This window comes from Kordiimonas lipolytica, assembly GCF_001550065.1.
This window is the reverse complement of record NZ_LRUB01000023.1, coordinates 47989-73639: the sequence shown is the minus strand read 5'-3', so window position 1 is coordinate 73639 and position 25651 is coordinate 47989. Positions and strand designations below refer to the sequence as shown.

27 protein-coding genes and 1 pseudogene are annotated in these 25651 nt (G+C 55.0%); 20 read left to right on the top strand and 8 right to left on the bottom strand.

The window, feature by feature from the left end; genetic code table 11:
- The 3 genes from KORM41_RS11700 to KORM41_RS11690 form a co-directional block, all read left to right on the top strand.
- The coding region (locus KORM41_RS11700; RefSeq protein WP_068150120.1) for an MbcA/ParS/Xre antitoxin family protein at positions 1-351 on the top strand (351 nt) is incomplete at its 5' end.
- A 34-nt stretch (positions 352-385) separates the two neighbouring features.
- On the top strand, positions 386-577 hold the full coding sequence (locus KORM41_RS11695) for a hypothetical protein (RefSeq protein WP_068147957.1): 192 nt from the start codon (positions 386-388) through the stop codon (positions 575-577).
- A gap of 12 nt (positions 578-589) precedes the next feature.
- Positions 590-940, top strand: a complete 351-nt coding sequence (locus KORM41_RS11690) for a hypothetical protein (RefSeq protein ID WP_068147954.1) — start codon at positions 590-592, stop codon at positions 938-940.
- A 185-nt stretch (positions 941-1125) separates the two neighbouring features.
- Here KORM41_RS11690 and KORM41_RS11685 read toward each other — a convergent pair whose 3' ends face one another.
- From KORM41_RS11685 to KORM41_RS11675, 3 genes are all read right to left on the bottom strand, one after another.
- A complete protein-coding gene (locus KORM41_RS11685) occupies positions 1126-1857 on the bottom strand; it encodes a ZIP family metal transporter (RefSeq protein WP_068147951.1) in 732 nt (243 codons plus the stop codon).
- A gap of 5 nt (positions 1858-1862) precedes the next feature.
- Positions 1863-2426, bottom strand: coding sequence for a hypothetical protein (locus KORM41_RS11680; protein WP_068147948.1), 564 nt, complete (start codon positions 2424-2426; stop codon positions 1863-1865).
- 64 nt (positions 2427-2490) lie between these two features.
- A complete protein-coding gene (locus KORM41_RS11675; RefSeq protein WP_068147945.1) occupies positions 2491-2787 on the bottom strand; it encodes a hypothetical protein in 297 nt (98 codons plus the stop codon).
- A gap of 181 nt (positions 2788-2968) precedes the next feature.
- Here KORM41_RS11675 and KORM41_RS11670 point away from each other — a divergent pair, with 181 nt between their 5' ends.
- Complete coding sequence (locus tag KORM41_RS11670; protein WP_068147942.1) at positions 2969-3256, top strand: encapsulin-associated ferritin-like protein; 288 nt, start codon at positions 2969-2971, stop codon at positions 3254-3256.
- 53 nt (positions 3257-3309) lie between these two features.
- Here KORM41_RS11670 and KORM41_RS22240 read toward each other — a convergent pair.
- Positions 3310-3671 (bottom strand): annotated as a pseudogene (locus KORM41_RS22240) (catalase-peroxidase); the annotation flags it as partial.
- Positions 3672-3925: 254 nt separating this feature from the next.
- Between KORM41_RS22240 and KORM41_RS21870 the strand changes: the two are divergent.
- Together KORM41_RS21870 and KORM41_RS11650 are read left to right on the top strand one after the other, a co-directional pair.
- Positions 3926-4105, top strand: a complete 180-nt coding sequence (locus tag KORM41_RS21870; RefSeq protein WP_156431960.1) for a hypothetical protein — start codon at positions 3926-3928, stop codon at positions 4103-4105.
- 52 nt (positions 4106-4157) lie between these two features.
- A protein-coding gene (locus tag KORM41_RS11650) for an IS3 family transposase (RefSeq protein WP_156431959.1) occupies positions 4158-5509 on the top strand; the annotation gives its coding sequence in 2 pieces (ribosomal slippage) (positions 4158-4494 and positions 4494-5509; 1353 coding nt in all).
- On the opposite strand, the gene KORM41_RS11645 is transcribed toward KORM41_RS11650, so the two are convergent.
- Positions 5454-7349: an EAL domain-containing protein gene (locus tag KORM41_RS11645; protein WP_068147929.1), complete on the bottom strand. Its 1896-nt coding sequence runs from the start codon at positions 7347-7349 to the stop codon at positions 5454-5456. The two genes, KORM41_RS11650 and KORM41_RS11645, sit on opposite strands and share 56 nt — an antisense overlap.
- 234 nt (positions 7350-7583) lie before the next feature.
- On the opposite strand from KORM41_RS11645, the gene KORM41_RS11640 reads away from it, so the two are divergent.
- Together KORM41_RS11640 and KORM41_RS11635 are read left to right on the top strand one after the other, a co-directional pair.
- Positions 7584-8141, top strand: a complete 558-nt coding sequence (locus tag KORM41_RS11640) for a hypothetical protein (protein WP_068147928.1) — start codon at positions 7584-7586, stop codon at positions 8139-8141.
- Between the two features lie 61 nt (positions 8142-8202).
- Complete coding sequence (locus KORM41_RS11635; protein WP_082719884.1) at positions 8203-8805, top strand: HD-GYP domain-containing protein; 603 nt, start codon at positions 8203-8205, stop codon at positions 8803-8805.
- A 524-nt stretch (positions 8806-9329) separates the two neighbouring features.
- On the opposite strand, the gene KORM41_RS11630 is transcribed toward KORM41_RS11635, so the two are convergent.
- On the bottom strand, positions 9330-9842 hold the full coding sequence (locus tag KORM41_RS11630; RefSeq protein ID WP_068147922.1) for an Hsp20/alpha crystallin family protein: 513 nt from the start codon (positions 9840-9842) through the stop codon (positions 9330-9332).
- Positions 9843-10400: 558 nt separating this feature from the next.
- Here KORM41_RS11630 and ppsA point away from each other — a divergent pair.
- The 4 genes from ppsA to KORM41_RS11610 all read left to right on the top strand — a co-directional run bounded on the left by ppsA (position 10401) and on the right by KORM41_RS11610 (position 14758).
- Positions 10401-12827 carry a phosphoenolpyruvate synthase gene (gene ppsA / locus KORM41_RS11625; protein WP_068147919.1) on the top strand — a complete coding sequence of 809 codons (2427 nt, stop codon included), beginning with the start codon at positions 10401-10403 and terminating at the stop codon, positions 12825-12827.
- 114 nt (positions 12828-12941) lie between these two features.
- Positions 12942-13439, top strand: a complete 498-nt coding sequence (locus KORM41_RS11620) for an Hsp20/alpha crystallin family protein (protein WP_068147917.1) — start codon at positions 12942-12944, stop codon at positions 13437-13439.
- 38 nt (positions 13440-13477) lie between these two features.
- Complete coding sequence (locus KORM41_RS11615) at positions 13478-13918, top strand: CBS domain-containing protein (RefSeq protein WP_068147912.1); 441 nt, start codon at positions 13478-13480, stop codon at positions 13916-13918.
- A 126-nt stretch (positions 13919-14044) separates the two neighbouring features.
- Complete coding sequence (locus KORM41_RS11610) at positions 14045-14758, top strand: Crp/Fnr family transcriptional regulator (RefSeq protein WP_082719881.1); 714 nt, start codon at positions 14045-14047, stop codon at positions 14756-14758.
- A 144-nt stretch (positions 14759-14902) separates the two neighbouring features.
- Here KORM41_RS11610 and KORM41_RS11605 read toward each other — a convergent pair whose 3' ends face one another.
- Positions 14903-16477 (bottom strand): PAS domain S-box protein, encoded by a 1575-nt coding sequence (locus tag KORM41_RS11605; protein ID WP_156431958.1) that lies wholly within the window; start codon positions 16475-16477, stop codon positions 14903-14905.
- Positions 16478-16584: 107 nt separating this feature from the next.
- On the bottom strand, positions 16585-17334 hold the full coding sequence (locus KORM41_RS11600; protein WP_068147903.1) for a response regulator: 750 nt from the start codon (positions 17332-17334) through the stop codon (positions 16585-16587).
- A gap of 139 nt (positions 17335-17473) precedes the next feature.
- Between KORM41_RS11600 and KORM41_RS11595 the strand changes: the two genes are divergently transcribed.
- The 8 genes from KORM41_RS11595 (at position 17474) to glgP (ending at position 25571) form a co-directional block, all read left to right on the top strand.
- A complete protein-coding gene (locus KORM41_RS11595) occupies positions 17474-17983 on the top strand; it encodes a host attachment protein (protein ID WP_068147899.1) in 510 nt (169 codons plus the stop codon).
- A 36-nt stretch (positions 17984-18019) separates the two neighbouring features.
- Complete coding sequence (locus KORM41_RS11590) at positions 18020-18715, top strand: dienelactone hydrolase family protein (protein ID WP_068147895.1); 696 nt, start codon at positions 18020-18022, stop codon at positions 18713-18715.
- Positions 18702-19358 (top strand): phosphoribosyltransferase, encoded by a 657-nt coding sequence (locus tag KORM41_RS11585; RefSeq protein WP_068147892.1) that lies wholly within the window; start codon positions 18702-18704, stop codon positions 19356-19358. Before KORM41_RS11590 ends, KORM41_RS11585 begins: the two co-directional genes overlap by 14 nt.
- A gap of 3 nt (positions 19359-19361) precedes the next feature.
- Positions 19362-20702, top strand: a complete 1341-nt coding sequence (locus KORM41_RS11580) for an erythromycin esterase family protein (RefSeq protein WP_068147889.1) — start codon at positions 19362-19364, stop codon at positions 20700-20702.
- On the top strand, positions 20677-21216 hold the full coding sequence (locus tag KORM41_RS11575) for a CBS domain-containing protein (RefSeq protein WP_068147886.1): 540 nt from the start codon (positions 20677-20679) through the stop codon (positions 21214-21216). The genes KORM41_RS11580 and KORM41_RS11575 overlap by 26 nt, the downstream gene beginning before the upstream one ends.
- Positions 21217-21348: 132 nt before the next feature.
- The gene (gene glgC, locus KORM41_RS11570; RefSeq protein ID WP_082719879.1) at positions 21349-22752 is read left to right on the top strand and encodes a glucose-1-phosphate adenylyltransferase; all 1404 of its coding nucleotides are present in this window, start codon (positions 21349-21351) and stop codon (positions 22750-22752) included.
- Positions 22753-22773: 21 nt separating this feature from the next.
- On the top strand, positions 22774-23019 hold the full coding sequence (locus KORM41_RS11565; protein WP_068147881.1) for a DUF2934 domain-containing protein: 246 nt from the start codon (positions 22774-22776) through the stop codon (positions 23017-23019).
- A 5-nt stretch (positions 23020-23024) separates the two neighbouring features.
- Positions 23025-25571: an alpha-glucan family phosphorylase gene (gene glgP / locus KORM41_RS11560; protein WP_068147877.1), complete on the top strand. Its 2547-nt coding sequence runs from the start codon at positions 23025-23027 to the stop codon at positions 25569-25571.
- Positions 25572-25651 lie beyond the last annotated feature (80 nt).

Below are 25651 nucleotides of genomic sequence, written 5' to 3'. Positions count from 1 at the left end.
CTTTCCTTCACAATCATGCGCGGTTGGGCATTGTCTGACAGCGAGCAATTCACACTGACCGGCCTCAAAGACACATATATCTTTCAGTTGTGGCAACAGCGGGTTTTCACCGAACTGAGCAAGGAGACCTATCTTCGCCTTGCCTGCGTCATCGATGTAAACCGACAGCTAAAGCTAATGGGCACGTCAGCCACTTCAGCCGTCCGGTGGCTCAAGTCGAACAATCCTGCTTTTCAGGATCAAAGCCCCCTCCATCATATGCTCGGCCATGGCCTGGAAGGCATTCAAGATGTGAGCAGGGTTCTTTGTCAGCAGGTTCACTACCCGCTCAACACCACCCACCTTCATTAACCGCCCTATCCACGACCCGCCAAAGGAGGCACCGATGACTGCTTCTCACGCTACTGCTACGCCTAAAATCGCCGGTACACAGCCCCTAAAGACAGTGACCGCAGAATATCTCACCACCTGTCACAAAGAGTTCATTGCGTGGCTCTTTGAACAAGCTGCCAAAGGCGGTTATCACATTCTGCTCGTGCTAGCAGGATTGATCTCTGAAGCCACAAACTGGTTTTGAGGAAGGCAAGACATGAACAAAATATATGATGGTATCATCAAAGACGCATGCCTTGTTTCCTTTACAGATGCTCCTGAGCATCACAAAAACTTGCGCCTGCTATGCGGTTCCGTGATTGAAGATAAATTCCAGCGCTTCCGCTCTGGCGACGCCTTTCGGTCATCGCCTGTCATTGAGGTTGATGGCAACAATGTACGAACCGCCAACAGCCTCTATCAGGTGAAAGGTCCGCTGGACCATATCGAGCTACCTTGGTCTCATCTTGAGGCAGTACTCCGATTGATGCACCCAAGGGAAATCAAAGGTTTTGTGGATGAGGGGTTCACTCAAATCCTTATTCAGGCCGAAACTAAGAAGGAATGACTTAACGTCTAAATACTATCAAACTTTTCTCGATACACCAGAAACTCTAACGTCGGCTTTGCTATAGCGTAGCCGACGTCATCCTTTGCTATTTCAAAGACCCAAATTGACCCAATACGGCCAAAGCAACTTGGGCAGGTCAACCCATAAAGATCGGATCGCTCTATCGCAGCAAGTCGGCCGCTCTAGGCGCCGCTTAGGACTATCAACAGCGCGGCATAAACCCCCGCCCCCAATGCCGCGACACTATATCTGCGAGACTGCCGCTCCACTTCCGGCAGCAGGTAACTGGCACCCACATAAATCAGCGCGCCGGCCGACAGGGCCAGGCAATCCCCCAACAGCGGCTTGCCGATGTCGGTGACAAACGGGAATGACAGAAGCATCCCCGCAGGTGTCGTCAGCGCTGCGGCAAGAAAAGCCCACTTCAGCGCAGACCGTTCCGCGAACCCGCCTTTCCTGAGGAGCACATAGGTGACAATGCCTTCCGGGAATTCATGCAAGATCATGCCAAGGGTCGCCATGCTGCCGGTGAAGATGCTGACCGAAAAGGTCACGCTGTAAACCATACCGTCGATAAAGGAATGCAGTCCGATACCCAACATGGGAACAAGACCGAGCCCCGCACTGACATAGTCGGGGCGACTGCATACATAGCCCGCCACGAACCGGTTGAAGGCATAGAGAAGAAAATAACCCATCAACAAAAAAATGGGTGCATATGGGCTCATGCCGATAGCCGTCGGCACGATATGAAGGAAAGATACGGAGATCAGCACGCCTGCCGCGAAAGATGCGAAATAGACGCTGTAGCTTTCGGCCCAGGCCTGGAAACGTCGGATGGCCACAAGCCCCATAGTCGTCACAATCGCAGCAAGGGTCGCCGCTATGAAGGGAGGCCATAATGACGTTTCCATAATCTCTACAGTTTCACGTCATGAAAATGAATGTCACGCCCGGAATGGCGTTCCAGAATCTCTTTCGCCAGTTCCGCTTTCTCCGCTGACCGAAGATGCACCCACAAAAGCAAGCCGCCATGATCCAGCTGTTCCTGGATAAAGTCAGCATGGTGTTGCCCCACCCGCCTGGCGAGCAGGGCACCAATCGCGGCCCCAGCGCCACCCGCAGCACCGGCAGCCAGAAGCACTGTCAACAAAGTTCCTCCTGATGCCACAACAGCTCCTGTTGCGGCCATAGCGCCCAGGTAAAACGGCACACCAACAAGGGCAGCCTCGGCTTCCCCGAGAGTCTCGTTGCTCACGAAAACCGTGCGCGGGGCTGCGGCATCATCTTCCGCCTCTTCGACGCGGCGGTAGATATGGCCCAGTTTTTCTTCCACAACCTTGTCCGAAGCCAGAATGCTGATCTCCTGCCGCATAAAGCCATGTTCCTGCAAATCATCCATTGCAGCCTGTAATTCATCAGGGCCTTGGAAAACACCAACAGCTTCATGAATGATTTCAGTGTCCTTCAAAGGTGTGTTCATCTTGTCCTCCTGGGAAAATAGCGACGCTCAATTAGCTTGAACAGCAACACGCAACCTTGTTCAATTACTTCACAGATTTGATCGCGGAATCGGGAATACCATGATGTTTATTGGGGCTAACAGTGTTCAGGTCCAGGCCGCCCGTGAGGGCATTCAGGCTCAGGACAATCTCGCGCAACAGGCTTTCCTTGGCACCCCGCATTCCCTCTTCCTCAGCCACAGCTTCCTCACTGGCATCATATTCCCAGCGCTGCAAAATTTCGATTTTCTGTTCATCTGACAAGTCTGCGCTTGTCACCACATCCGCAGGATGGTCGAAACAGCATGCGGGGTCATTTTTTGCCTGCTGAAAGGAGATCACTGTTTCTTCCTTTTCGCCCTTTAAGGTTTAAGGCGAACTGTTTCGCCCTTTGGCGCTATCCAATTGCACGGAATGGCGAAGGATAGCACAATGTTCAACAAAGTCTTATTGATACACGTCAAACTTGCGGTATGAAAGGCCTATGACCGAAGAAACCAAACTGAGACAAAAGGGGTTATCTATGTCAGAAGCCGGATACCGTGAAGCCATGTCAGACCTGTCCGATGAGACGAGGGACATGCACCGCGCCCTCACATCGCTGATCGAGGAACTGGAGGCGGTCGACTGGTACAACCAGCGGGTTGACACCTGCAAGGATGAAGACCTTCGGGCGATCCTGGCGCACAACCGCGACGAAGAAAAAGAGCATGCAGCCATGGTTCTTGAGTGGATCAGGCGCAAAGACCCTAGTTTCGATAAAGAACTCAGGGACTATATCTTCACGGACAAGCCCATCGCCCATAAATAGGATTTGGCAAGAAAGGGTGCCGCCCCGCTGGGAGCAGCACCCCTATTTCCCTGTTATTGGACCAGATCGAACCGTTCGGCATTCATCACTTTGATCCAGGCGGCGACAAAGTCCTTCACGAATTTTTCCGCATTATCGTCCTGGGCATAAACCTCGGCATACGCCCGCAGAATAGAGTTCGAACCGAACACAAGGTCAGCTCGGGTAGCTGTCCATCTGACGTTGCCACTCGCACGGTCACGAATTTCATAGAGGTTGCTGCCCGTTGGCACCCATTCATTGGCCATGTCCGTCAGATTGACAAAGAAGTCGGTCGTCAGGGCACCTTCGCGGCCCGTAAACACACCATGCTTCGCCCCCCATGATTGGCGCCCAGCATCTGCATGCCGCCCACAAGAACCGTCATTTCAGCCGCCGCATACAAGGATTGCCTTGACGGCTTTTGTAATCGATTGCTTACTTTTATAATCACCGAAGCCGCAGAAACCAAAAGCCCTCGGCACAGGAACGGCATAGGGTACGCTTTCCATTCTTTTGATGGGCAATGCTCATGACCGAATGTGGAGCCGAAACATTATTGCTGACAACTTTGTCGATCACTTATCGGGAGAGTTACGGCAAAAGTACCACGACCTCTTTGTCTCGTTGAAGAATTATCGCTTGGGGTGCGTGACCGATGAGATGGTGGAGACTTCCAAGGGCGAAAAGGTGCGCTATAGTGGCCTTCTTCTGCCGCTTAGAAACACTGATGGTGAACCCACGGCTTCCGTTGGCTACTTCCGATATGACTGCCCTGAGGACGACATTCAGGACCTGTGTCCCCCGTCAGCGCCTATGGCACAGAATTAGGGTTGCAAGTTAAGGAGGATTTGGGTCTCGTCGTAGAGACGAAGGAACGAAGATGAGAGCCAAATCCTCCAAGCCCAAAGCGACCGCCGAGAAGGTGGTCAAAGACATTCGCCGCGCGACCCGGCGGCACTTCTCAGCGGAAGACAAGATCCGGATCGTGCTGGAAGGCCTGCGCGGTGATGACAGCATTGCCGAACTGTGCCGCAAGGAAGGCATTGCCCAGAGCCTGTATTACACCTGGTCGAAGGAATTCCTGGAAGCCGGCAAGCGGCGCTTGACGGGGGATACCGCCCGTGCCGCCACCACTGATGAGGTCAAGGGCCTGCGCCGCGAAGCGAGTGCCCTGAAGGAATGCGTCGCCGACCTGACGCTGGAGAACCGCCTGCTTAAAAAAAGCATGATCGCGGATGGGGACGACGAGGCATGAGATATCCCGCACCCGAAAAACTTGAGATCATCAAGCTCGTCGAGCAGTCGCACCTGCCTGCCAAACGCACGCTGGACCGGCTCGGCATCGCCCGCCGGACCTTCTACCGCTGGTACGACCGCTATCTCGATGGCGGTCCGGAAGCCTTGGAGGACCGGCCTTCGGCGCCGGGCCGGGTCTGGAACCGCATCGGTGCCGACATCCGGGACCAGATCATCGAGATGGCGCTCGAACATAGTGAACTCAGCCCGCGCGAACTGGCCGTGCGCTTCACCGACGAGAAGCATTACTTCGTCTCCGAAGCCACGGTTTACCGCCTGTTGAAGGCCCAGGACCTGATCACCAGCCCGGCCTATGTGGTGATCAAGGCCGCCGAAGCCTTCCACACCAAAACGACCCGACCGAACGAGATGTGGCAGACGGACTTCACCTACTTCAAGATCATCGGCTGGGGCTGGATGTATCTCTCCACCATCCTCGACGACTTCTCGCGCTATATCATCGCCTGGAAGCTCTGCACCACCATGCGGGCCGAGGATGTTACCGACACGCTGGATATGGCGCTTGCGGCCTCAGGCTGTGATCAGGCCCATATCCACCACAAACCCCGACTGCTCAGCGACAATGGTCCCAGCTATATTGCAGGCGAGCTGGCCGACTATATCGAGGCGCAGCGCATGAGCCATGTCCGGGGCGCACCACTGCATCCCCAGACCCAGGGCAAGATCGAGCGCTGGCACCAGACCCTCAAGAACCGCATCCTGTTGGAAAACTACTTCCTGCCCGGCGACCTCGAAGCCCAGATCGAGGCCTTCATCGAGCATTATAATCACCAGCGCTACCATGAGAGCCTGAACAATGTGACCCCTGCCGACGCCTACTTCGGCAGGGCCGCGACCATCATCAAACAACGCGAAAGGATCAAACGACAGACCATCGAACATCGGCGCTTGCAACACCAAATGCACGCCGCTTAATATCAACACCAAGACGAGGCCCATACTCCGCTAAGCCGCGACCCAACTTGTGCCAAATGTTTTGACGACGGACACGTGGCAGAACAGCGTGGCGCGCGAGTTCGTCCGTCAAAAAGTCAACCAACCCATCGGCAATCACGTCCTGAGCGGACACATTCACACTGATGATACAGTCTATCCCCGCCTCAGCCAGGTTTCTGCTGAGCCTTGCCGAGTTCTCGATCATTTTGCGGGTTATCTGCCCAATCAGCCCGGCTTTTTCAAGGACGGGCACGAACTTGGCTGGCGACACCACTCCAAGCTCGGGATGCTGCCAGCGAACAAGGGCCTCTGCAGCAACGACCCGGCCAGTATTAAGGTCCACCTGTGGCTGGAGAACAGGAAAAATTTCCTTTCCCGCACTATCCCGAAAATCCGTGACCAGCCTGATCGACAACTCATCTGGCTCGAAAGCTTTTTCATACATCACCCAGTCACGATTATGGGCCTTAGCGACAGCGAGTGCTGTTTCCGCGCGCTGAACGATCTTTTCGAAGTTGCTACTGTGATCAGGCCAGCGAGTCGCTCCTACTATGAGCTGAGGGTATATATTCAAGTCACCGATCTGAATTTGGCCTGATAGCGCGTCGAGACGGCGCTTCAGCTTGCCGGCTTGGCACATCACGATAAATATGCCGCGCCCCAGATATCCCTTTCCTTCAAAGTTCGCCTCTCTGAGCCTTTGCGCGAAAATACTTACGAATTGTTGTTCCGTGTTATAGCCAAATGTCTGAATCACGTCTTCCAGTTCCGCCAACTTGAGCAGTGCCACCTCCCTCGCATCTGAAGCCTCGGTTTCATTGGACAGGCGCTCCTTGGCCAGTGCCACGAAATGGTGGAGTTCCGGCAGATCTGTGTGGGTGTCGTGATCAGCAAAATATCTTATCTGTTCTTCCGCTTCCTCACGCCTCTTGAGCTCACTCTGCAAGTCATGGGTGCGGGCCCTAACGGTACGCCGCAGCAGAACGATCCAAGCCCAGCCAAGGCCAGCAACCATAACCAGCGGAACAAGAATGATCGCAGCCCTTTCCAATGCTTCGGAAAAGGTCGTTGCTGACGGAGTGATCTGGTCCTCCCAGCGATCAAAGACTTCCTGGTAAAGGCCTTCGCTGATGGCACGGTTGAGGCTGTCCTGCACCCAAACAGCCAAATCCAGCCTGTCTTTCCGAACAGCAAACGCATACTCCTGTGGCCAGAACGGTAACCCGACACGTACAAGGCCGATGCGTTCCCTGTCCAAAAGGTAATCCGCTGTAGCTGTTGCCAGGATGGCATAGTCGGCACTTCCGGATAATACAGTCTTGAGAGCATCCAGGGTACTATCGGTCAGAACAAGATCGAAATCGCTGCCCATCAGTTTAGCTTGGGCATAAGAAAGATCTTCCACGGCGATTCTTTTGCCTTGAAGGTCTTGCAGAGATTGTACCGTCGGGGCACCGGGGTGGGCGTAATAAGCATGTTCCAGATTGTGGATGGTTGAGGAGAACAGAAATTTTGCTTTCCGCTCCTCCGACACAAGCATGGGCAGGACATCTATTGTCCCGGCCTCCAGGGCCTTCACCATGTCGGGCCAGCTCCCGAGCCTATAGTCGATCTTGCGTCCGCTCACCTCACCAATGGCGAGGGCAAGGTCAACATGAAACCCTGCTGCCTTCTCGCCCCTCAGCCACTCAAAAGGGGGGTACATGGCATCACCCCCGAAAATGACCGCCTCCGATTTCAAGGGGGTACCAGACGAAGATGAAGGTGTGCCGAGGATGAAGATGATAAGAAGAATCGAAACCGACTTTATCAAGCGCATTAGTCCACCCCATCATTTCAACAGGCGACAACTACTTGATACGAAACTCTGCCTTCACCACATCATCGAATGAATACTACTGCATTTCTTCTCCATTAGATAGGAAGTTCAATTGCTGTGGCAATTCACGCCAGGAACAAGGCGATGGCCATTGGATGATTACTTGTGGCTTGCTGAAAATGAATCTATTGTTGGTCGTGAAATATCTCTCTTAAGTTATATTCTGGAGCAGAAATGACTATTCGATTCGGAACCAGCGAGACACTTAAACCCCTATCAAGGGTGCCAGCGTCAAATCGCACGTTTCAGGCTCCCGTCTATGCAACCATCGGAAATGATCTGCTCTTTTCGTATTATGCTCATACAGATGAAACAGGCTGGTCTGAACGGTTTGCGGCAAATCCGACGGACGCATTAGAGCGACAAAAATATGCTTTACTCCGCTTTCGGCACGTCATGCATTTTTCGTCTGAAATTTATGAGGATGACACAGTTTCCAAACATAGGCTCTCGCAGTTGGGTCTAAAGCCGTTTAGCCATTATGAGGTTGAAAAATCGGAACTAATTAAGATTATTCGCCGCAGATTAGCGGACAGTGAAATCCATCAATATGACTGCCCAAGTTTGCTCCACCATTTCGTGTTCACCATGCATGGAACCATATTCGAGATAGTTTCGTCTGGAATCGAGATTGAGACGGGTCAGGGGTCGACATGGTCTGCTCTGGAGCAGTTTTTTCGCCATCCAACTAAAGAGGCGCATGATGCATCGATCAGTCGTTCAATAGCGTGATACTGAATTTTGGCTAGTTGGTCAGATCAGCAGGTGATCAAGGTATCAAGCTGGCCAAACCATGAAAATTGGAACCGTGATGTATAAAACTGAACAGATAGCTTGGTCATTCGTTTCTCTGCTAAACATGCGGGATCCATACACGGCATATCATTTAAGAGGAACAGCGGATATTTCCAAGGCGATTGGCGAACGACTAGGATTCGAAAAGTCATATGTTCAAGAAATCTATCTTGGTGCTCTGCTCCATGATATTGGGAAAAATGCCATTCCTTCCCAACTGCTTTCTAAGCCAAGTGCGCTTTTACCGGCAGAGTATGGCCTTATACAAACACATGTAGAGCATGGATGGTCGATACTAGAGGGGCTAGGGTTTAGCCAGACGATTGCAGACATTTCCCGCAACCATCATGAGCGAATGGATGGGTCTGGATATCCGCAAGGCTTGAAGGCCGAATTCCTTTCCGAGGCTGTTAGGGTTGTTGCAGTAGCCGACAGTATTCATGCGATGGTTAGCAAAAGGACCTATCGAGTACCGTTAAGTCGTAGCAAGGTCATTTCTGAGTTGGAAAAGGATGCAGATATACGCTTGGACGGAAAAATTGTTGAGGCTGCCTGCGAGTTGGTAAGCAGTGGACTGGGAAAAGTTACGCGCCACATATGAAGCGTGTTATGGACCCATGGGCCTTTCACATTTTGCTGCTGACATACTTGTATTTTGGGCTGTAGAAATCTCGACACAATCAAAAATGTCTCGTCTAGGCTTTGTGCGGTCCTAGGATTTCAGCCGCCTGATTCGCTCTCAATTGAGGAGCTGGAAGAAGCTCTCAGCGACGGTGTTGTCATGGCAATGCCCACGCAGGTTTATGCTGACTTCGAGATTGTGGGCCAGCATCAACCAGCCGGCAACTTAAGCTCTCAGGCGTCTCTATATAGGTGATACCCGTCAACTAGGTCTGATCTGCTGCTCCGGCTATTGTCGCCTTTCTGCCCCTCATAAAGCGACTTGGTTTTGCTTGACCTTGCCCCCGGATTGAAGCCATTTACTTGGTTAGGAACTTGATGGTTTGAACGTGCCCCTGATCTTTGGGCAAATCGCAAAACACCTGGCCAGATAATGTCATATAATAAAGAAAGGCGGCGCTCGAAAGCGCCACCAAGTCTGCTCAGGGAGGTCGAGCAATAGGCTCATGAAGCTTTGATCTTGATTTTCTTCTCATGCGCTTTGGCCTGCGCCGTCTTGGGCAAATGCAGGCTCAGGACGCCGCGTTTGACAGAGGCATCGATCTTGTTTTCGTCCACTTCCGCCGGCAGGTCGATACGGCGCAGGAAGCTGCCGTACGCGCGTTCGACACGGTAAAAGTCTTTCAGCTTCTCTTCAGATTCTGTCTTCCGCTCGCCCCGGATCGTCAAGAGCGTCTTGTCGGTCAAGGTCACGTTGATGTCATCGACATCCATGCCAGGCACATCAACCTTGATATCAATCGCTTCATCGCTTTCGCGCACGTCCATCTGTGCGTAATTCTGGGCCGACATGTCACTGCCCAGCAAAGCTGACGGACGATGCAGGAGAGACGGGGTCAGATAGCGGCTGAAAAGCCGATCCATATCGTCATGAAGAGATTCAAAAGGATCATTGTTCCAAAAGGAAAGGCGACGACCGCCATTTCCGCTCGGGGTCAGGTTCTTACTTGTGGCCATAACGGTCTCCTCTTAATCGGTGGACAATGGCAGACTTTATGCCCCGACATCGGAGCCCACATTGATCCTGATCAGTTTTGGGCAAATTGATCAGTCAAAAAGAGAGGCTCCAGAGGGACAAGCGGGGCCAATCGGCGACAGCAGACTGTCAAAAGATTGCAGAAGGCCATCTGCCTGATGAAAAAATCATCCATTGATTAAAATCAATGAAACTGCTCCAAGGTCAGCTTATCGTGGCTGGACACGGTGAGGAGCGAGGCCTGAAAAACTCTTCATGAAAGTGTCTGTCAAGGCACCGATTGGACTGTCGGATCAGGAACGTGATGATCTATCGTGAACGGGCCCGCGACCCACGACGCTGACCGGCAGGAGGAAACTCTGGCTTGGATGCTAAGTGGATCGCGGGTACCGTATATTTTCTATTCTAAATTCCAGGTGCCATTGGCCTGGGGCGCATCCCCCTCCAGATTTGAATATTGATCCCTGTCAATGGTAGAGCATGGCTCTTCACCTAAGATACAGGGCCATGTCAGCCATCCAAACACATCGGAGCCCACCATGACCCGTTTCACGTTGCCCTTCGACCGCCTGTCCCTCAAAGATCTCCCGCTCGTTGGCGGCAAAAACGCGTCCTTGGGTGAGCTTGCCCGAAGCCTGCCAGAAACCGGCATTTCGGTGCCGGACGGGTTTGCCATTACCACCGCAGGGTTCAAACACTTCCTCAGCCAAAACCGGCTAGTGCCCCAGATCTCTGGATTGATCAAACAGCTAAAAAAACAGGACCTGGACACCTTTGCTGAAATAGGCCAGGCCATCAGAAATCTGGTTCTTGAAGCAGCCCTTCCGGACGATCTGGTTGTCGCCATCTCGAATTCCTATAGGGCTTTGGCAAATGACAAAGGCGAAGCATGCGCTGTTGCTGTGCGGTCAAGCGCAACGGCGGAAGACCTGCCGGGGCTTTCCTTCGCCGGACAGCATGACAGCTTTCTGTCGGTCACCGGGGTTGAAAGCCTGCTGGATGCCGTTAAGCGCTGCTATGCCTCCCTTTATACCGACCGGGCGCTTTCTTACCGCATCGATCATAAGATCGACCATATGACGGTCTCGCTGTCGGTTGGTGTGCAGCGTATGGTCGCCTCAGACGAAGCCTGTTCCGGCGTGATGTTCACGCTGGACCCGGAAACGGGATTCCGTAACTGCGTGCTTGTCAGCGCGGCCTACGGCTGTGGTGAAGCCATCGTCCAGGGGCTTGTCGAGCCTGATGAATATTATGTCCATAAAGGCCGCCTTGCAGCCGGATATAAAGCCGTATTCCAGCATAAACTGGGCCGCAAGCACCAGAAAGTGGTTACGGGTACCGACGCAACCATGGACACACGGACGGTTCCTGTACCAGACAGCCTGCAGCTTCGCTTCTGTCTGCAGGATGACGAGATTATCGCGCTTGCCGAGACCGCCGTACAAATCGAACGGCACTATAGCGACCACTATGGCCACGCAACGCCCATGGACATCGAGTGGGCCAAGGACGCTGGCGACGGTCGCCTATATATCCTGCAGGCACGGCCTGAGACGGTTCAGGCGCTGGTTGATCCCGCCATAATCATCCGCTACCGACTGACCGGCAAGGCCACCACTTTGGCATCTGGTCGCGCCATCGGCAAGAAGATCGCCACAGGCACCGCACGTCATGTGACAGACAAGAACCATCTTGGGGCCTTCCAGCCCGGCGATATCCTGCTGGCGGAAACCACCAGCCCGGATTGGGAACCCATCATGAAGCAGGCTGCCGCCATCGTAACTGACCATGGCGGTCGCACCTGCCACAGCGCCATTGTTGCACGGGAACTTGGTATCCCGGCCATCGTCGGGACAGAAAATGGCACCGCAACGATCAGGGATGGGGACATCATAACGGTTGATTGCTCGGCTGGCGAAACCGGCCGCGTGCTTGAAGGTGTCGTCGCCTTCAAGACCGAGCGGAAAGACATCGGCGAGACGCCCCGGCCCCACACCAAAATCATGCTCAATGCCGCCGATCCGGAACAGGCATTCCAGATGGGTATATTGCCAAGCGACGGTGTCGGGTTGGCGAGAATTGAATTTATCATCACCCACGCCATCGGTGTTCATCCCATGGCCCTGTTAGAACTGGACACGCTGAGCGACACGCACCTCAAACAACAGATAAAGGACCGCATATTACCGTTCACAAGCGGCGCAGACTTCTTCGTTCAGATGCTGACGGAGGGTATCGCCAAGATCGCGGCCGCCTTCCACCCACGCCCCGTGATCGTGCGGCTGTCTGATTTCAAATCAAACGAATATGCCGCGTTACTTGGTGGAGCAACCTACGAACAGGCAGAGGATAACCCGATGATCGGTTTCCGCGGTGCGGCACGATATATCCACGCCGCCTATGCCAAGGCTTTCGCGCTTGAATGCGCTGCGGTCAGGCGGGCGCGCAGCGAAATGGGGTTCGATAATATCCGCCTCATGATCCCTTTCTGCCGCACCCTTGGTGAAGCGGATGCTGTTCTATCGGCCATGTCCACCCATGGCCTCAAGCGCGACATAGATGGCCTCGAGGTCTATATCATGTGCGAAATCCCAAGCAATGTGCTGTCGGTCGCAGAGTTTGCCGAACGGTTCGACGGCTTTTCAATCGGTTCGAACGACCTGACCCAACTCACGCTGGGGATCGACCGGGACTCGGCTCTTTTGGCTGAAACCTTTGACGAGCGTGATCCGGCCGTCAAGAGGGCAATCACGATGGCTGTCGAAGGTGCCCACCTGAGTGGCGTACCCATCGGCATATGTGGCCAGGCACCATCGGACTATCCCGATTTCGCTGAATTCCTGGTGGAGATCGGGATCGATTCCATGAGCGTCACAAGCGACGTCTTTTTCGATATTTTCGAAACTGTCGCCGCCACGGAGCGCGCACTGCAGAAAACGGCCCTTATGGAAGACATGGTGCAGTAAGTCATTGCGGTTCACTGTTGTTGACTGCAATCAATGCGGCGGCACACGGTTCATTCATATTGAAATCATACAGACACTATTTTCGGCTTCACCTCGCCCCAACAGGAGGATTTTATGGATGACCTGATAAAAACGTCCCGCGACAATGCGGAAGCATTTGCTCAACGGGCCATTCTCACGCCACTGCACCGTCTACATGAAGAAGTTGACCGGCTCTTTCACGATTACGCGCCCAAGGTTCGGGTCACCATGCCATGGCGCGGCAGCGTCAATGGTAAACACCCCATCCCGATCGACGCAATGCTGACAGACTCCCACCTGGATATTTGCGCAGACGTCCCTGGCATGGCGCTCGATGACATCGACATCACGCTGTCCGGGCAGCGCCTGATCCTGCGTGGTCACCGTGAGGAGATCCTGCATGACTCCGACGCTGAGATTCTGCATCAGGAGTGTGATAGCGGCGCTTTCTACAGGGAATTAGACCTGCCGATAGAACCCGATGAGGCCAAAATCGAAGCCACCCTGCAACAGGGCGTGCTGCGAATTCTGATCCCGAAATCCAAAGCCACCAAAAAACAGGAACGCAAGATCTCGGTCAAAAAGGACTGACAGCGCCTCGGGTTTGGTAGCAATAGGAGATGAGCGTCATGCAAGTAAAGGATATCATTGATATTGCCCCCGTCTCTATTTCGACCGATGCGCCCATTCCGCATACCGCCAGAGCGCTAAGACAACACGCAATCGGCTTGCTGCCGGTTTGTGATTGCCGCGGCGTGTTGGTTGGCGTTCTCACTGCAGGCGACCTCGTAAGGCGCGGGATGGTTTTGGGGCCCAATGTTTTTGATCTGACGCCCGAAGATTTGATGACCCGTCACGCCATCTGGTGCAGCCCGATTGAGGATATCGTCGATGTTGCACGCCTCATGCAAATCAACAACGTCCGATGTTTGCCGGTCAAAGACGCCGAAGGCAAGATTGCCGGTGTAATCTCCCTCAAGGATATTGTGGCGCTAATGCCCTCCCTGGCCACTATCGACCTAGTGGCGCCAGTACCCAAAGACGGGAACACCCCACCATACCACCCCTGAAAAGAGCTGCCGCTTTAGCGATATTTGTCACCATTTGTCACACAGTGTCACATACATCGCGTGCCACGGTTACCTTCCCGTGCGACTGTACCCTTCATAGGTTCCAAACTTTCGCCGGAGACTGTCATGACGCGCCAGATTTCTGATTCCACTGATCCAAGGATTCCACATTCCGTCTCTAGAACCGGTATGCTGAAAGAGGGTGGCACCAGACTGTCCTCTTTTCTCACCTCTACACAACGTCGGCTACTTCGAAACAGTGTTCTGTTTCATGATGGTGATCCGCAGACGTCGATTTACGAAATTACGGAAGGCACCATAAAGACAAGCAAGATCCTGATGGATGGGCGTCGCCAGATCATCGGCTTCCTGGGTGCGGGTGACTTGGTCGGTGAGCCCTTTGAAGAGGAGGCGCAGTACTGCGCCGAGGCCGTTACCGATGTGACTGTTCTCTGTTATCCCATTCTGCAACTGGAAGCGGCCATCACCCGGTCGCCCGCATTGGCGCGGCAAATGATGCAAGTGGTCCACCAGGCCTCAGCGCACCAGATGGATCATATCATTTCTCTCGGCCGCAAACATCCTGCGGAGCGGGTCGCCTCCTTCCTTGTGACCTGGCATGCGAACATGTCCAAAAACAGTTGCGAAAGCCGCACCCTCAGCCTGCCGATGTCACGGATCGACATCGCTGACTATCTGGGCCTGACCCAGGAAACAGTCTGCCGAGTACTCAGCAAATTCAAACGCCAGGGTATTATTCAGGCCAAGCCCGGCCGCGAGGTCACTATCTACGACCTCCGTTCTCTGGAATATATGGCCGAAACTGTCTTTGTGAACTGACTATATTGGACTGTGCGCCCGCCCCCTAAGCACCGCTCTCATACGGCGTCCCTACCTCCCTGAGCCTCACCCTCTGTCCAGAAATGACCGGGGGGTGTTTTTTACCCCAAGGGCTGGCGGTCACTGCGGCGGCAGTGCCCTGCGTCAATTGTCCAGGAGTGTTCGCACCTTCGCAGCAAGTTGTTTGCCTCTGAAGGGCTTGCTGAGCAGGTCAAAGGGCGAGCCGCGCCCTGACACCGCATCTTCCGCATAGCCGGTCGTCAGCAAAATCTTGAGCTTGGGGCGCATAAGGCGTGCCTTTTCGGCAAGCTCGTTGCCCAGCATGCCACCGGGCATAATGATATCCGAAAACAGCACCTCCACATTGTCATGCTTCAGCAGTATGTCCAGCGCAGTTGGTCCATCGGCCGCTTCAAGGACGCGATATCCCAACGCTACAAGCCGGCGCGTGTTGGCCCGGCGCACCCGGGCATCATCTTCCACCAGCAGAATGGTCTCTTTACCACCCCGGACGGGTGCATTTGGATCGGTCTCAAACTGTGGGCGCCGACTGGTGGGCTGGACACTGGTCAAACCGGGCAGCAAGATGGACAGGGTTGTCCCCTGACCCGGGATAGTTTCCAGAAGGAGGTCACCGCCAGACTGGCGGGTAAAGCCCTGCGCCATGCTGAGCCCGAGCCCTGACCCCTTGCCCGGCGCCTTCGTCGAAAAAAATGGTTCGAAAATGCGCGACATGATGTCTTCGGGGATGCCGGGGCCGCTGTCGCGGATGGTGATACGGGCATAGCGGTCTGTGCTTGGGTGAATGTCCGCTCCTGGCATGACGTTATCCGCGTCCACCATATCTGTTTCGATGCTGATCCGACCGCCGCCCGGCATAGCGTCCCGGGCATTGATCACCAGGTTCAGTATCGCATTTTCAAGCTGCTGAGGGTCCACTTCCACCGGGGTCATACCTGCCCCCAATATGTCCCGTATCTCGATGTTTTCGCTGATGGTGCGCCTGAGCAACTTCAGCAATCCGGCCACCAGTTGGTTCAGGTCAATTACCCGTGGATCAAGCGTCTGCTTCCGGCTAAAGGCCAGAAGTTGCTTGACCAAACGCCCACCATCCTCGATGGCGCCCAGAACTTCGCTCAGAAGCTCGCGACCGTCCCGGTCTGCCACATGGGCGTCCAGCATCTCCAGATTGCCCTGAATCACGGTCAGCATATTGTTGAAATCATGCGCGATGCCGGCTGTCAGCTGGGTGACCGCCTCTGTCTTCTGCGCGTCAACCAATCGTTCTTCATTCTGTTTGGCTTCCGTCAGGTCATAGATGACCCCGAAAAAAAAAGACCGGGGGCCGCCATCAAGCGCCTCCCCTACCGAAAGAAGTACAGGGAATGTCTTGCCGTCTTTGCGCATGGCCAGAACTTCGCGCCCAATGCCTATAATGCGTTTCTCGCCCGTCTTCTTATAGCGTGCCAGATAGCTGTCGTGCTCGTGGCGATAGGGCTCAGGCATCAACATAGATACATTCTGGCCAACCATTTCGCCTTCGTCATACCCAAAAAGCTCAAGGGTTGCAGGATTCACTTCCTGGATTATGCCGCGGTCATCGATCACGATAAGAGCATGCACCAGAGATTCTACGACGGCATGCCATTTTGCCTGCAAGTCGACCTGACGGCTTCCCCCCTGTGCGTCCTTCTCGTGCGGTACGGAGGCGTCGTTCACGATGGCCTTCTCCTCGTTCAGGAATAGGTGCAATTCCCGTCTGATTATATAGCAAGCTCCATGATACTACTTATTGATTTCAGTCAATGTCAGATAGCAAGCTGCCGTCAGCCTTGAAGAACACCGGGCACCTGCACACCATTTTCCACCCGCACAGCCAGCATATAGCCCTCGCCGCGCACGGTTTTGATCAGGCTGGGGGCCGCCGGATTTTCCTCAACCTTGCTGCGCAGGCGGCGGATCTGTGTATCGATACTACGGTCAAACGGGGTCCAGTTGCGTCCCGCGACCATATCAAGAAGTCTGTCGCGACTGAGCACGCGTTGGGGGTGCCGGGTCAGGGCGTCCAGAAGCTTGAACTCGCCAGTGGTCAGGACATGCTCGGCCCCATCTTCCCGCAGCAGTCGTCGGCTGCCCCGCAGCAAATACCAGGCTCCGAACCGAATGGCACTGTCATTCGCGGTCATATCCCGCCTGGTGCCATCCCTGCGGGTGGCGCTGCGCCGCAGAACCGTCTTGATACGCGCCAGCAATTCGCGCAGGTGGAATGGTTTGGTCACATAATCGTCGGCACCAACTTCCAGCCCAACGATGCGGTCCACAACATCGTCCTTTCCTGACAGGATAATGATCGGCAGGCCACCGTCGGCGGCACGTACCTCACGAGCAAAATCCAGGCCGTCATCACTCCCAAGATTAATATCAAGGATGACAAGGCTGACTGGTTGCTCTTTCAGCGACTGTCCTGCCTGCCGCAAATCTGCAGCGAGCACCGTCTGAAATCCTTCCCCCGACAAATACCGTTGCAGCATCTGGCGCACACGGGGATCATCATCGACAACTAATATTCTGCCCATGTCAGATTGTGTCCTCTCAGGCTGACGACACTAGCACAATTGCCGGTTGCGCTAAAGCAATACCGCTGGCGTTCCAGTGGCATTGATGCAGATCAATGTACAATTGATGCTCGGTTGGTACAGTTGGGCATCGCTTCCAATGCTGGAGAAAGCCATGTCAACTATCGTCAATCATGAATGGGTTTTGCTTGCCGACCGTGCCCATGCGGAGATTTATACGCGCGGCCATTTGAATGGCGCCATGCTGCGTTATCTGGAACTGGAACACCCTGCTGCCCGCAAGCAACAGGGCGATCTGGCCGCTGATCGACCAGGACACGGCCATGGCTCTGCATCTCACCATGCCTATGCTTACGAAGACCACGCTAATTTCCCAGAGCAGGAAAGCGAGGCCTTTCTGGATGCTGTGGCGCAAGAACTCAACGACGCTGTTGCCCATAAGGAAATCGACAGCCTCATCCTAATTGCCCTGCCTAAAACCATGGCGATGCTGAAGGCAGGCCTGAATAAAGCGACGCTCGCCAAAATATCCGGGGAATATGCAAAGAACCTGATCGGCGTGCCTGAACAAACCTTGCCAGCCCGGCTGAAAAAACTGCAGGAAAAAGACGACACCCAAGCCAGCAACCCCGACGCGCAGGGCCGCTGAAAGAGGGGATGCTAACCAATCGAAAAGGGGACCACAATGCCTACCCTTCACGATCAACTGCAGGATCAGATTCACGACCTGCGCATTGACATTCCACTTGCCACAGTCGCCCTTGAAGGGCGGCTGACTATCCCGGGAGAGGCTAGGCAGATCGCGATATTCGCACACGGCAGCGGCAGCAGCCGTTTCAGCCCCCGGAATTGGTATGTAGCCGAAATCTTCCATCAGCAGCATATCGCCACCTTGCTTACCGACCTGCTGACGGAAAAGGAAGGCCGAGAAGACCAGATGACCTTCAAGCTGCGGTTCGATATTACCCTGTTAGCCGACCGGCTTGTGCAGATTGGGCACTGGGTGAAAACCAATGACCGAACCAAACATCTAGAGCGTGCCTTTTTCGGCTCCAGCACTGGGGCAGCCGCCGCCCTGATCGCCGCGGCGGAAAGCCCAGACAACGTTACGTCTATTGTGTCCCGTGGCGGACGCCCGGACCTGGCAGGAGAATATCTGCCCCATGTCAAAGCGCCTACGCTATTGATCGTCGGGGGTGATGACCGGCAGGTTCTTGACCTCAATGAACAGGCTCTCGCGAGGCTCAACGATCGGTCTGACATTCACGTCGTCCCCGGTGCCGGTCACCTGTTTGAGGAACATGGGGCTCTCGATAAAGTTGCCCACCTTGCCGCAGACTGGATCAAACATCATTCGGGAACGCGCCATGAAATATCGTGACCGCACTGAGGCTGGGCGGGCTCTTGCCGCCGCACTGGTCGATTACACGGACCGGCAGGATGTCCTTATCCTTGCACTGCCCCGTGGCGGCGTTCCCATCGCCCGTGAGGTTGCAGACACACTGGGGCTGGCGTTTGATATCATGTTGGTGCGCAAACTGGGTGTACCCGGCCAGGAAGAGCTGGCGATGGGAGCCATCTCGGTCGGCGGACTTTGTGTCCTCAACGAGCATATTATCGGGCAACTGCACCTGAGCGAGGAAGTCTTCGACCAGGTGTTGACGAAGGAACAGGCCGAGCTGGCGCGCCGGAATGAGTCGTATCGTGGTGGCCGGCCCGCACCCAAGCTGGACAACAGGACCGTGATCCTCGTCGATGATGGGTTGGCCACCGGCGCCACCATGCAGGTAGCCGTCGCAGCCTGCAAGAAAATGCATGCCCGGGAAATCATTGCTGCAGTGCCGGTCGGCGCCGTTGATTCATGTGCTCAACTGGCACGGCAGGTGGATCGGCTCGTTTGTCCGTTCAAGCCAGATCCTTTCTGGGGCGTAGGCCACTGGTATGGGGATTTCTCCCAGGTCAGTGACGAAGAAGTACAAGCTGCGATGGCTGAACGCTGTATGAAACATAAAAGGAGTGCCTAAGCCATGTCCGTCCAGGATCAGGCAGCTATCCACGCGCTGGAAAAGTGTGTCACTCCCCTTGACTTGGGGGCATCGGACCATGCCTCCCTTCTGAGGGCTGCAAAAGACAAGAAGCTCGTCCTCCTCGGGGAAGCCACCCACGGTACACAGCAATTCTATCGGGTGCGCGCTGACATCACCGCTCGATTGATCGAAGAGTACGACTTCGATGCCGTAGCCGTGGAAGCCGATTGGCCCGATGCCTATGCAATCAATCGCTATGTTACGGGTGCGGGTCCGGAAGTATGCCCCCGCGCGGCGCTTGACGCCTTCGAACGGTTCCCGACATGGATGTGGGCCAATACCGAAGTCTCACGCTTCATTACCTGGCTGCATACCTTCAACAGCAAGAAATCCGGTCGCCCGACCGGCTTTTATGGGCTCGACCTCTATAGCATGAGCACATCTGCCAAAGCAGTCCTTGACTATCTGGAACGCGTTGACCCCCAAGCAGCCAACCGGGCGCGGAAGCGATATAGCTGTCTCGATCAGTTCATCCATAAGCCGCAGCAGTATGGTTACGCTGCCGAGATGGGGCTGACCAAGGCGTGTGAGCACGACATCACAGCCCAGCTGGTTGACCTGCGCCACAAGGCTTTCCGGTATCTGACCCAAAAAGGAATCGTCGACGGGGACGAGTATTTCTGCGCCGAGCAGAACGCCAAGCTGGTCAGGAATGCCGAAATCTATTATCGCGCCCTGTTCAGGGGGCGTCCTAATTCCTGGAACCTGCGCGACCAACATATGGCTGAAACGCTGGGCGACCTTGTGCACCACCTGAGTGAACAACTTGGGCGCGAAGCCAAGGTTATCGTGTGGGCACACAATTCCCATATCGGTAACGCCGCCGCCACTGAAATGCACAGGCGGGGAGAATTCAACATTGGCCAATTGGTCCGCGAGAGCCATGGCAACAATGCCCTGCTCATCGGCTTCTCAACCTCCACCGGGGAAGTCACGGCCGCGTCTGACTGGGACCGCCCGGCGGAACGCAAAAATGTCCGCGCACCTCTGCCGGACAGCTATGAATATCTGTTTCACAGGGTGTCGCACCCCAATTTCCTGCTGGACATGAGAAGCAACAACGAAGCGATTGACTATTTGCTTGAGCCGCGCCTGATGCGCGCAATCGGCGTGATCTATCGGCCCGAAACAGAGCGCCAGAGCCACTATTTCAGCAGTTGTTTGCCGGAACAGTTCGACCTTCTGCTGCATTTTGACGAGACTGATGCCGTGAGGCCGCTGCATGTCCCCATGAGGTGGCATCAGGGCGAACTGGATGAAACATATCCGACAGGCCTCTAAAACACTGGGGCCACGGTCGGACGCGGCCTGGATTTCCATTCCGCTGGAACCGAAAAGGAAGATGGTCATGTTGGTTAAGGAAATTATGTCGAAACGGAAAATAGCCGTCAGTCCAGATGACAGCCTCGCGACCGCAGCCCAAAAAATGCGCGACCATGACATTGGAGCTCTTCTCGTGGAAGACCAAGAACATCTATGTGGCATGGTCACGGATCGCGATATCGCCTGCAGGGGGTTTGTTCCCGGCTACGAGGCCACGGAGCTGGTGGTCCGCGATGTCATGACACGCCATGTAGTCTATTGCACGGAAAGCGATCATATCGACAAAGCAGTGCTCGTCATGGAAAGAAACAAGATACGGCGGATGCCGGTGGTGAACACAAATAACCGTACCGTCGGCATTCTATCCGTTGGTGATATCGCCACACACCTGCCACACGCGCTATCCGGTGAGTTGATCGCTGCCATTTCCACACCACTCGTGCAATCGCCAACCGTCGCATCCCTGCGGTAGGAGCATCAGGCGCAGCTGACAGTACCGGAGAAAATTGGCACAACAACACCAAAACGTTGATCCCTGTCAATTTTCCGACACGGATTGATGGTATCCTTCCTTTTCAATTCTTCCATACCTGAGGGGGATATTATGCCTGATCGCAATCCAGATCTGGATTATGCGCTACGCAAGACGACCGCGGTGATCCTGGCGGGCGGAAAAGGGGCCAGACTTCATGATTTGGGGGCTATGCAGGCCAAACCCGCAGTCCCGTTTGGCGGCAGCCATAGGCTGATCGATTTTCCCTTGTCGAATTGCATCAACAGCGGTATCCGGCGCATCGGCGTGGCAACCCAATATCGCGCACAGAGCCTGCTCCGCCACCTGAACAAGGGCTGGAGTTTTCTTCATCGTGATCTGGATGAATTCATTGAACCGTGGCCTGCAGAACAAGCTGGCGACGGCAACGGATGGTACAAAGGCACCGCAGATGCTGTGTTCCAGAGCCTCAGGCACCTTGGTGGCGATACGCCAGAGCATATCCTGGTCTTGGCAGGAGACCATGTCTACAAACAGGACTATCGCCGCATGTTGGCGGAGCATATCCAGAATGACGCAGACGCCACGATCTCTTGTGTTGGCGTCCCAACTGGAAAGGCTCAGGATTTTGGCATTGTCGCTATCGACGCGACCAATAGCGTCAAGACGTTTATTGAAAAACCCAAGGCTCCGGCAACGATCCCAGGTTCCCCTGACACCTGCCTCGCCAGCATGGGCATTTATCTGTTCAAAGCAGATTTCCTCGCCGAACTTCTGTATGAAGACCATCACAATAGCGCGTCCAGCCACGATTTCGGCCATGACCTGCTGCCCCGTCTTGTCGGACGATCAAAGCTCTATGCGCACCAGTTTACCAACAGTTGTCGGGCCGGGGTATCTGCAGCCCTTCCTTACTGGCGGGATGTGGGCACACTGGATGCCTATTGGCGCGCGTGCCTCGACCTAACCGATGTTCATCCACCACTTGATCTCTATGACACCTCTTGGCCAATCAGAACCGCACCGGAGCAAAGACCTGCAGCTCGGATCATTCTGTCGCCAAACAGTCAGTTTGGCCAAATCCGAAACGTGGTTCTGGCGCCAGGCGCGATCATTGAGGACACAAATCTTGATCACAGCATCGTATCTGCCGATGTGCATATCGCACCGCACTGCTGCATCAAGAAAAGCGTGCTGCTGCCAGGATCAACCGTCGGGGAAGGCACCATTTTGCATAAAACCGTCGTCAGCGAAGGCTGCACCATCCCGGAAAACATGGCCGTGGGCCTAGATGCGGAAGAAGACAAGCGCTGGTTTACCCGAACTGCTGATGGCGTCACGCTGGTAACACCCCATGGGCTGCAGCAGCGGATGATTGGCCGAAAACTATCCGCGCCGCGTCGACCTGCCAACACGGCGATGGTTCACCGGAAAATGGATAGAGAAATAGCACCAAGGCCCGGCAACGCCAATTTGCCCGCGCCACTCTCCCTCAGTCAACCAAGTCTACCCTGATAGGACCCACCGGAGGACACCATGACAATACCCCCGTACGAACAAATTGCGAAGCGAAGCTACCTGATCTGGGAAGAGGAAGGTTGCCCGCACGGCTATGATATTGATCACTGGCTTCAGGCCGAATCTGAGCTGAAGGCACTTTTCAATCCACCGCCGCGCGCGCCTGGCAGCAGCCCAGAAAAACGCCCAAAAACCAAAGCAGCTAAGGCGAAAAGAGCGGCAGCGCCACGCAAGGTGAAAGCCTCTCAGGCAGACGTTTCCTGATTCTGATGGCATCGCCACCAAATGCATTGATGCGGCAGAAACTGGAACAGCTGTCCCTGGATTTGTTCTGGAGCTGGAGCCACGCTGGAGACGCTGTCTGGCGCCAATTGGATCAGGCCGTATGGGACCGGACGGAAAATCCCCGTTTCCTCCTGCAACAACTGCCTGCAGACCGGTTGGAAGCATGTCTTTCCGACCCGGCCCTCCTGCAGGATGTGAACGCTCTCATCCAGGAACGCCAGCGCTACCGCGACCGCCAGCTGTGGACAGATAATTTACCCAAAGACCTTCGCACACCCCGGAGCATTGCCTACTTCAGTATGGAATTCGGCCTCAGCGAGGCGCTGCCCTTATATGCGGGCGGCCTTGGCATGCTTGCGGGCGACTATCTGAAAGCGGCCAGCGATTTGGGCGTTCCTGCAGTCGGCATCGGTCTCCTGTATCAGGAAGGCTATTGCCGACAGTTTATTGACGCTGCTGGCCAACAGGCGGAAGCATTTCCCTATAGCGAGCCGGCCTACCTGCCGATTGAACCGGTACCGTCGCCGAATGGCAATCACCTCCGCATCCAGCTTGAGCTACCGGGGCGCCTTCTGTCGATAAGGGTCTGGCAGGCCACGGTGGGCCGCGTCAAACTATATCTGCTCGACAGCAACGACCTCCTCAATAGCGCGACCGATCGTGGCATCACCGCGAAACTATACACAAACGATCCGGAAACTCGATTCCTGCAGGAACTTGTTCTGGGCATTGGCGGTTGGCGCCTGATCGAAACGCTGAACCTGCCCATTGATGTCTGCCACCTCAATGAAGGTCATACCGCAATGGTGGTGTTGGCACGAACGCTTTCCATAATGGCGCGTACGGGACGCTCCTTCTGGCCGGCTTTCTGGATAGCCCGCGCCGGTACCATCTTCACCACTCACACGCCCGTAAGTGCAGGGTTTGACCGTTACTCACCTGTCGAAGTACCGCTTCCAACAAATTATATCCGTGATATCCTCAAACGCTATGACATCGAAGCAGACTTGGTTCTGGCACTTGGGCGGCTAAATCCATCAGACACCTCCGAACCGTTCAATATGACATGGCTCGCGGTCCGCGGATCAGCCATGATCAATGGCGTCAGCCAACGGCACGCCCATGTCAGCCAGCAATTATTTGCACCGCTTTACCCCCGATGGCCAACTGAGGAAGTCCCCGTTAGTCACGTAACCAACGGCGTGCATACCCCTTCCTGGGACTCGAAATGGGCGGACGACCTTTGGACTTGCGCCTGCGGCAAAAGCCGCTGGTGCGGTACAACAGAGGAACTGCCAGTTGGCATAGAAAATCTCTCAGATCAGGTGCTGTGGACCTTTCGAGCCCAACAACGGTCTGATCTGATCGTCAAGTTGAGACGCCGGTTGGAAGCCCAGCAGAAAACCCATGCGGGGACAAGGTCGCACGTCGACCCAGACACGCTATTCGATCCCAATGTCTTGACCCTCGGCTTTGCAAGGCGCTTCACCGACTATAAGCGCGCGGGGCTGTTGTTGTCTGACCATGCCCGACTGAAGCGCTTGCTCAACAACCCCAATCGCCCGGTGCAGATTGTGGTGGCAGGCAAGGCACACTCAAACGACCCACAGGGCAAACAATTGGTAGCGGAATGGGTTGCTTTCACCCAACAACCGGATGTCAGCCATCGGGCGGTATTTCTTGAAGACTATGATATCCGGCTGGCGCAGGACTTGGTCGCGGGCGTGGACGTCTGGATCAACACCCCGCGCCCGCCCATGGAAGCCTGTGGCACCAGTGGCATGAAGACCCTGGTGAATGGCGGGCTCAACCTGTCAGTACCCGATGGCTGGTGGGCCGAAGCCCATAACGGCAAATCCGGCTGGGCCATCGGGACAGGTGCCTGGACGAACGGAGTGTCTGGTGTCCTGAGTGAGGCAGAGAAAAACTCCCGAGACACAGCCGATGCCGAGGCTTTGTATCAGGTTCTGGAAAATGAGATCGTTCCTGAATTTTACGAACGACCGGACGGTGCCCTGCCTGACGCCTGGGTCGCAAGGGTACGCACCAGCATGGCCAATCTTGCACCACATTTCAGTGCCAATCGAATGGTACGGGAATACTATAACAGCTATTACTGCCCAGCCGCCGCGGCCTATCATACACGCCAGAAGGAAGGCGGGAAGCTTGGCCAAACGCTTGAAGATTGGAAGAACTTTTTGGTCCGCCACTGGAACCAGATTCATTTTGGCACTTTAGAGAGCGAGCCGTGCGTGCGGGGCGTCGCGTTTTCGGTCCAGGTCTACCTCGGGGAAATTTCACCCGACGAAATACGGGTCGAACTTTATGCCGATGGCGCAGGAACTGGCTCATCACCATTCCGGAAAATCATGACCCGCGCAGACAACCTGCCCGGCGCGGAACACGGCTACATCTACCAACTGACCATCCCGATCGACCGGCCACCATCGGCCTATACGCCGCGCGTCATCGCCCACAATGAACACGCGTTTCTACCAGCCGAGCTACCATTGATCCGCTGGCAGCATTGACAGAACGGTGGCATTGGGGCGGTAATTCATGCGACTACACGGCATGCTATTGTGCCAGCCCAGGAGGCATAGCAATGACA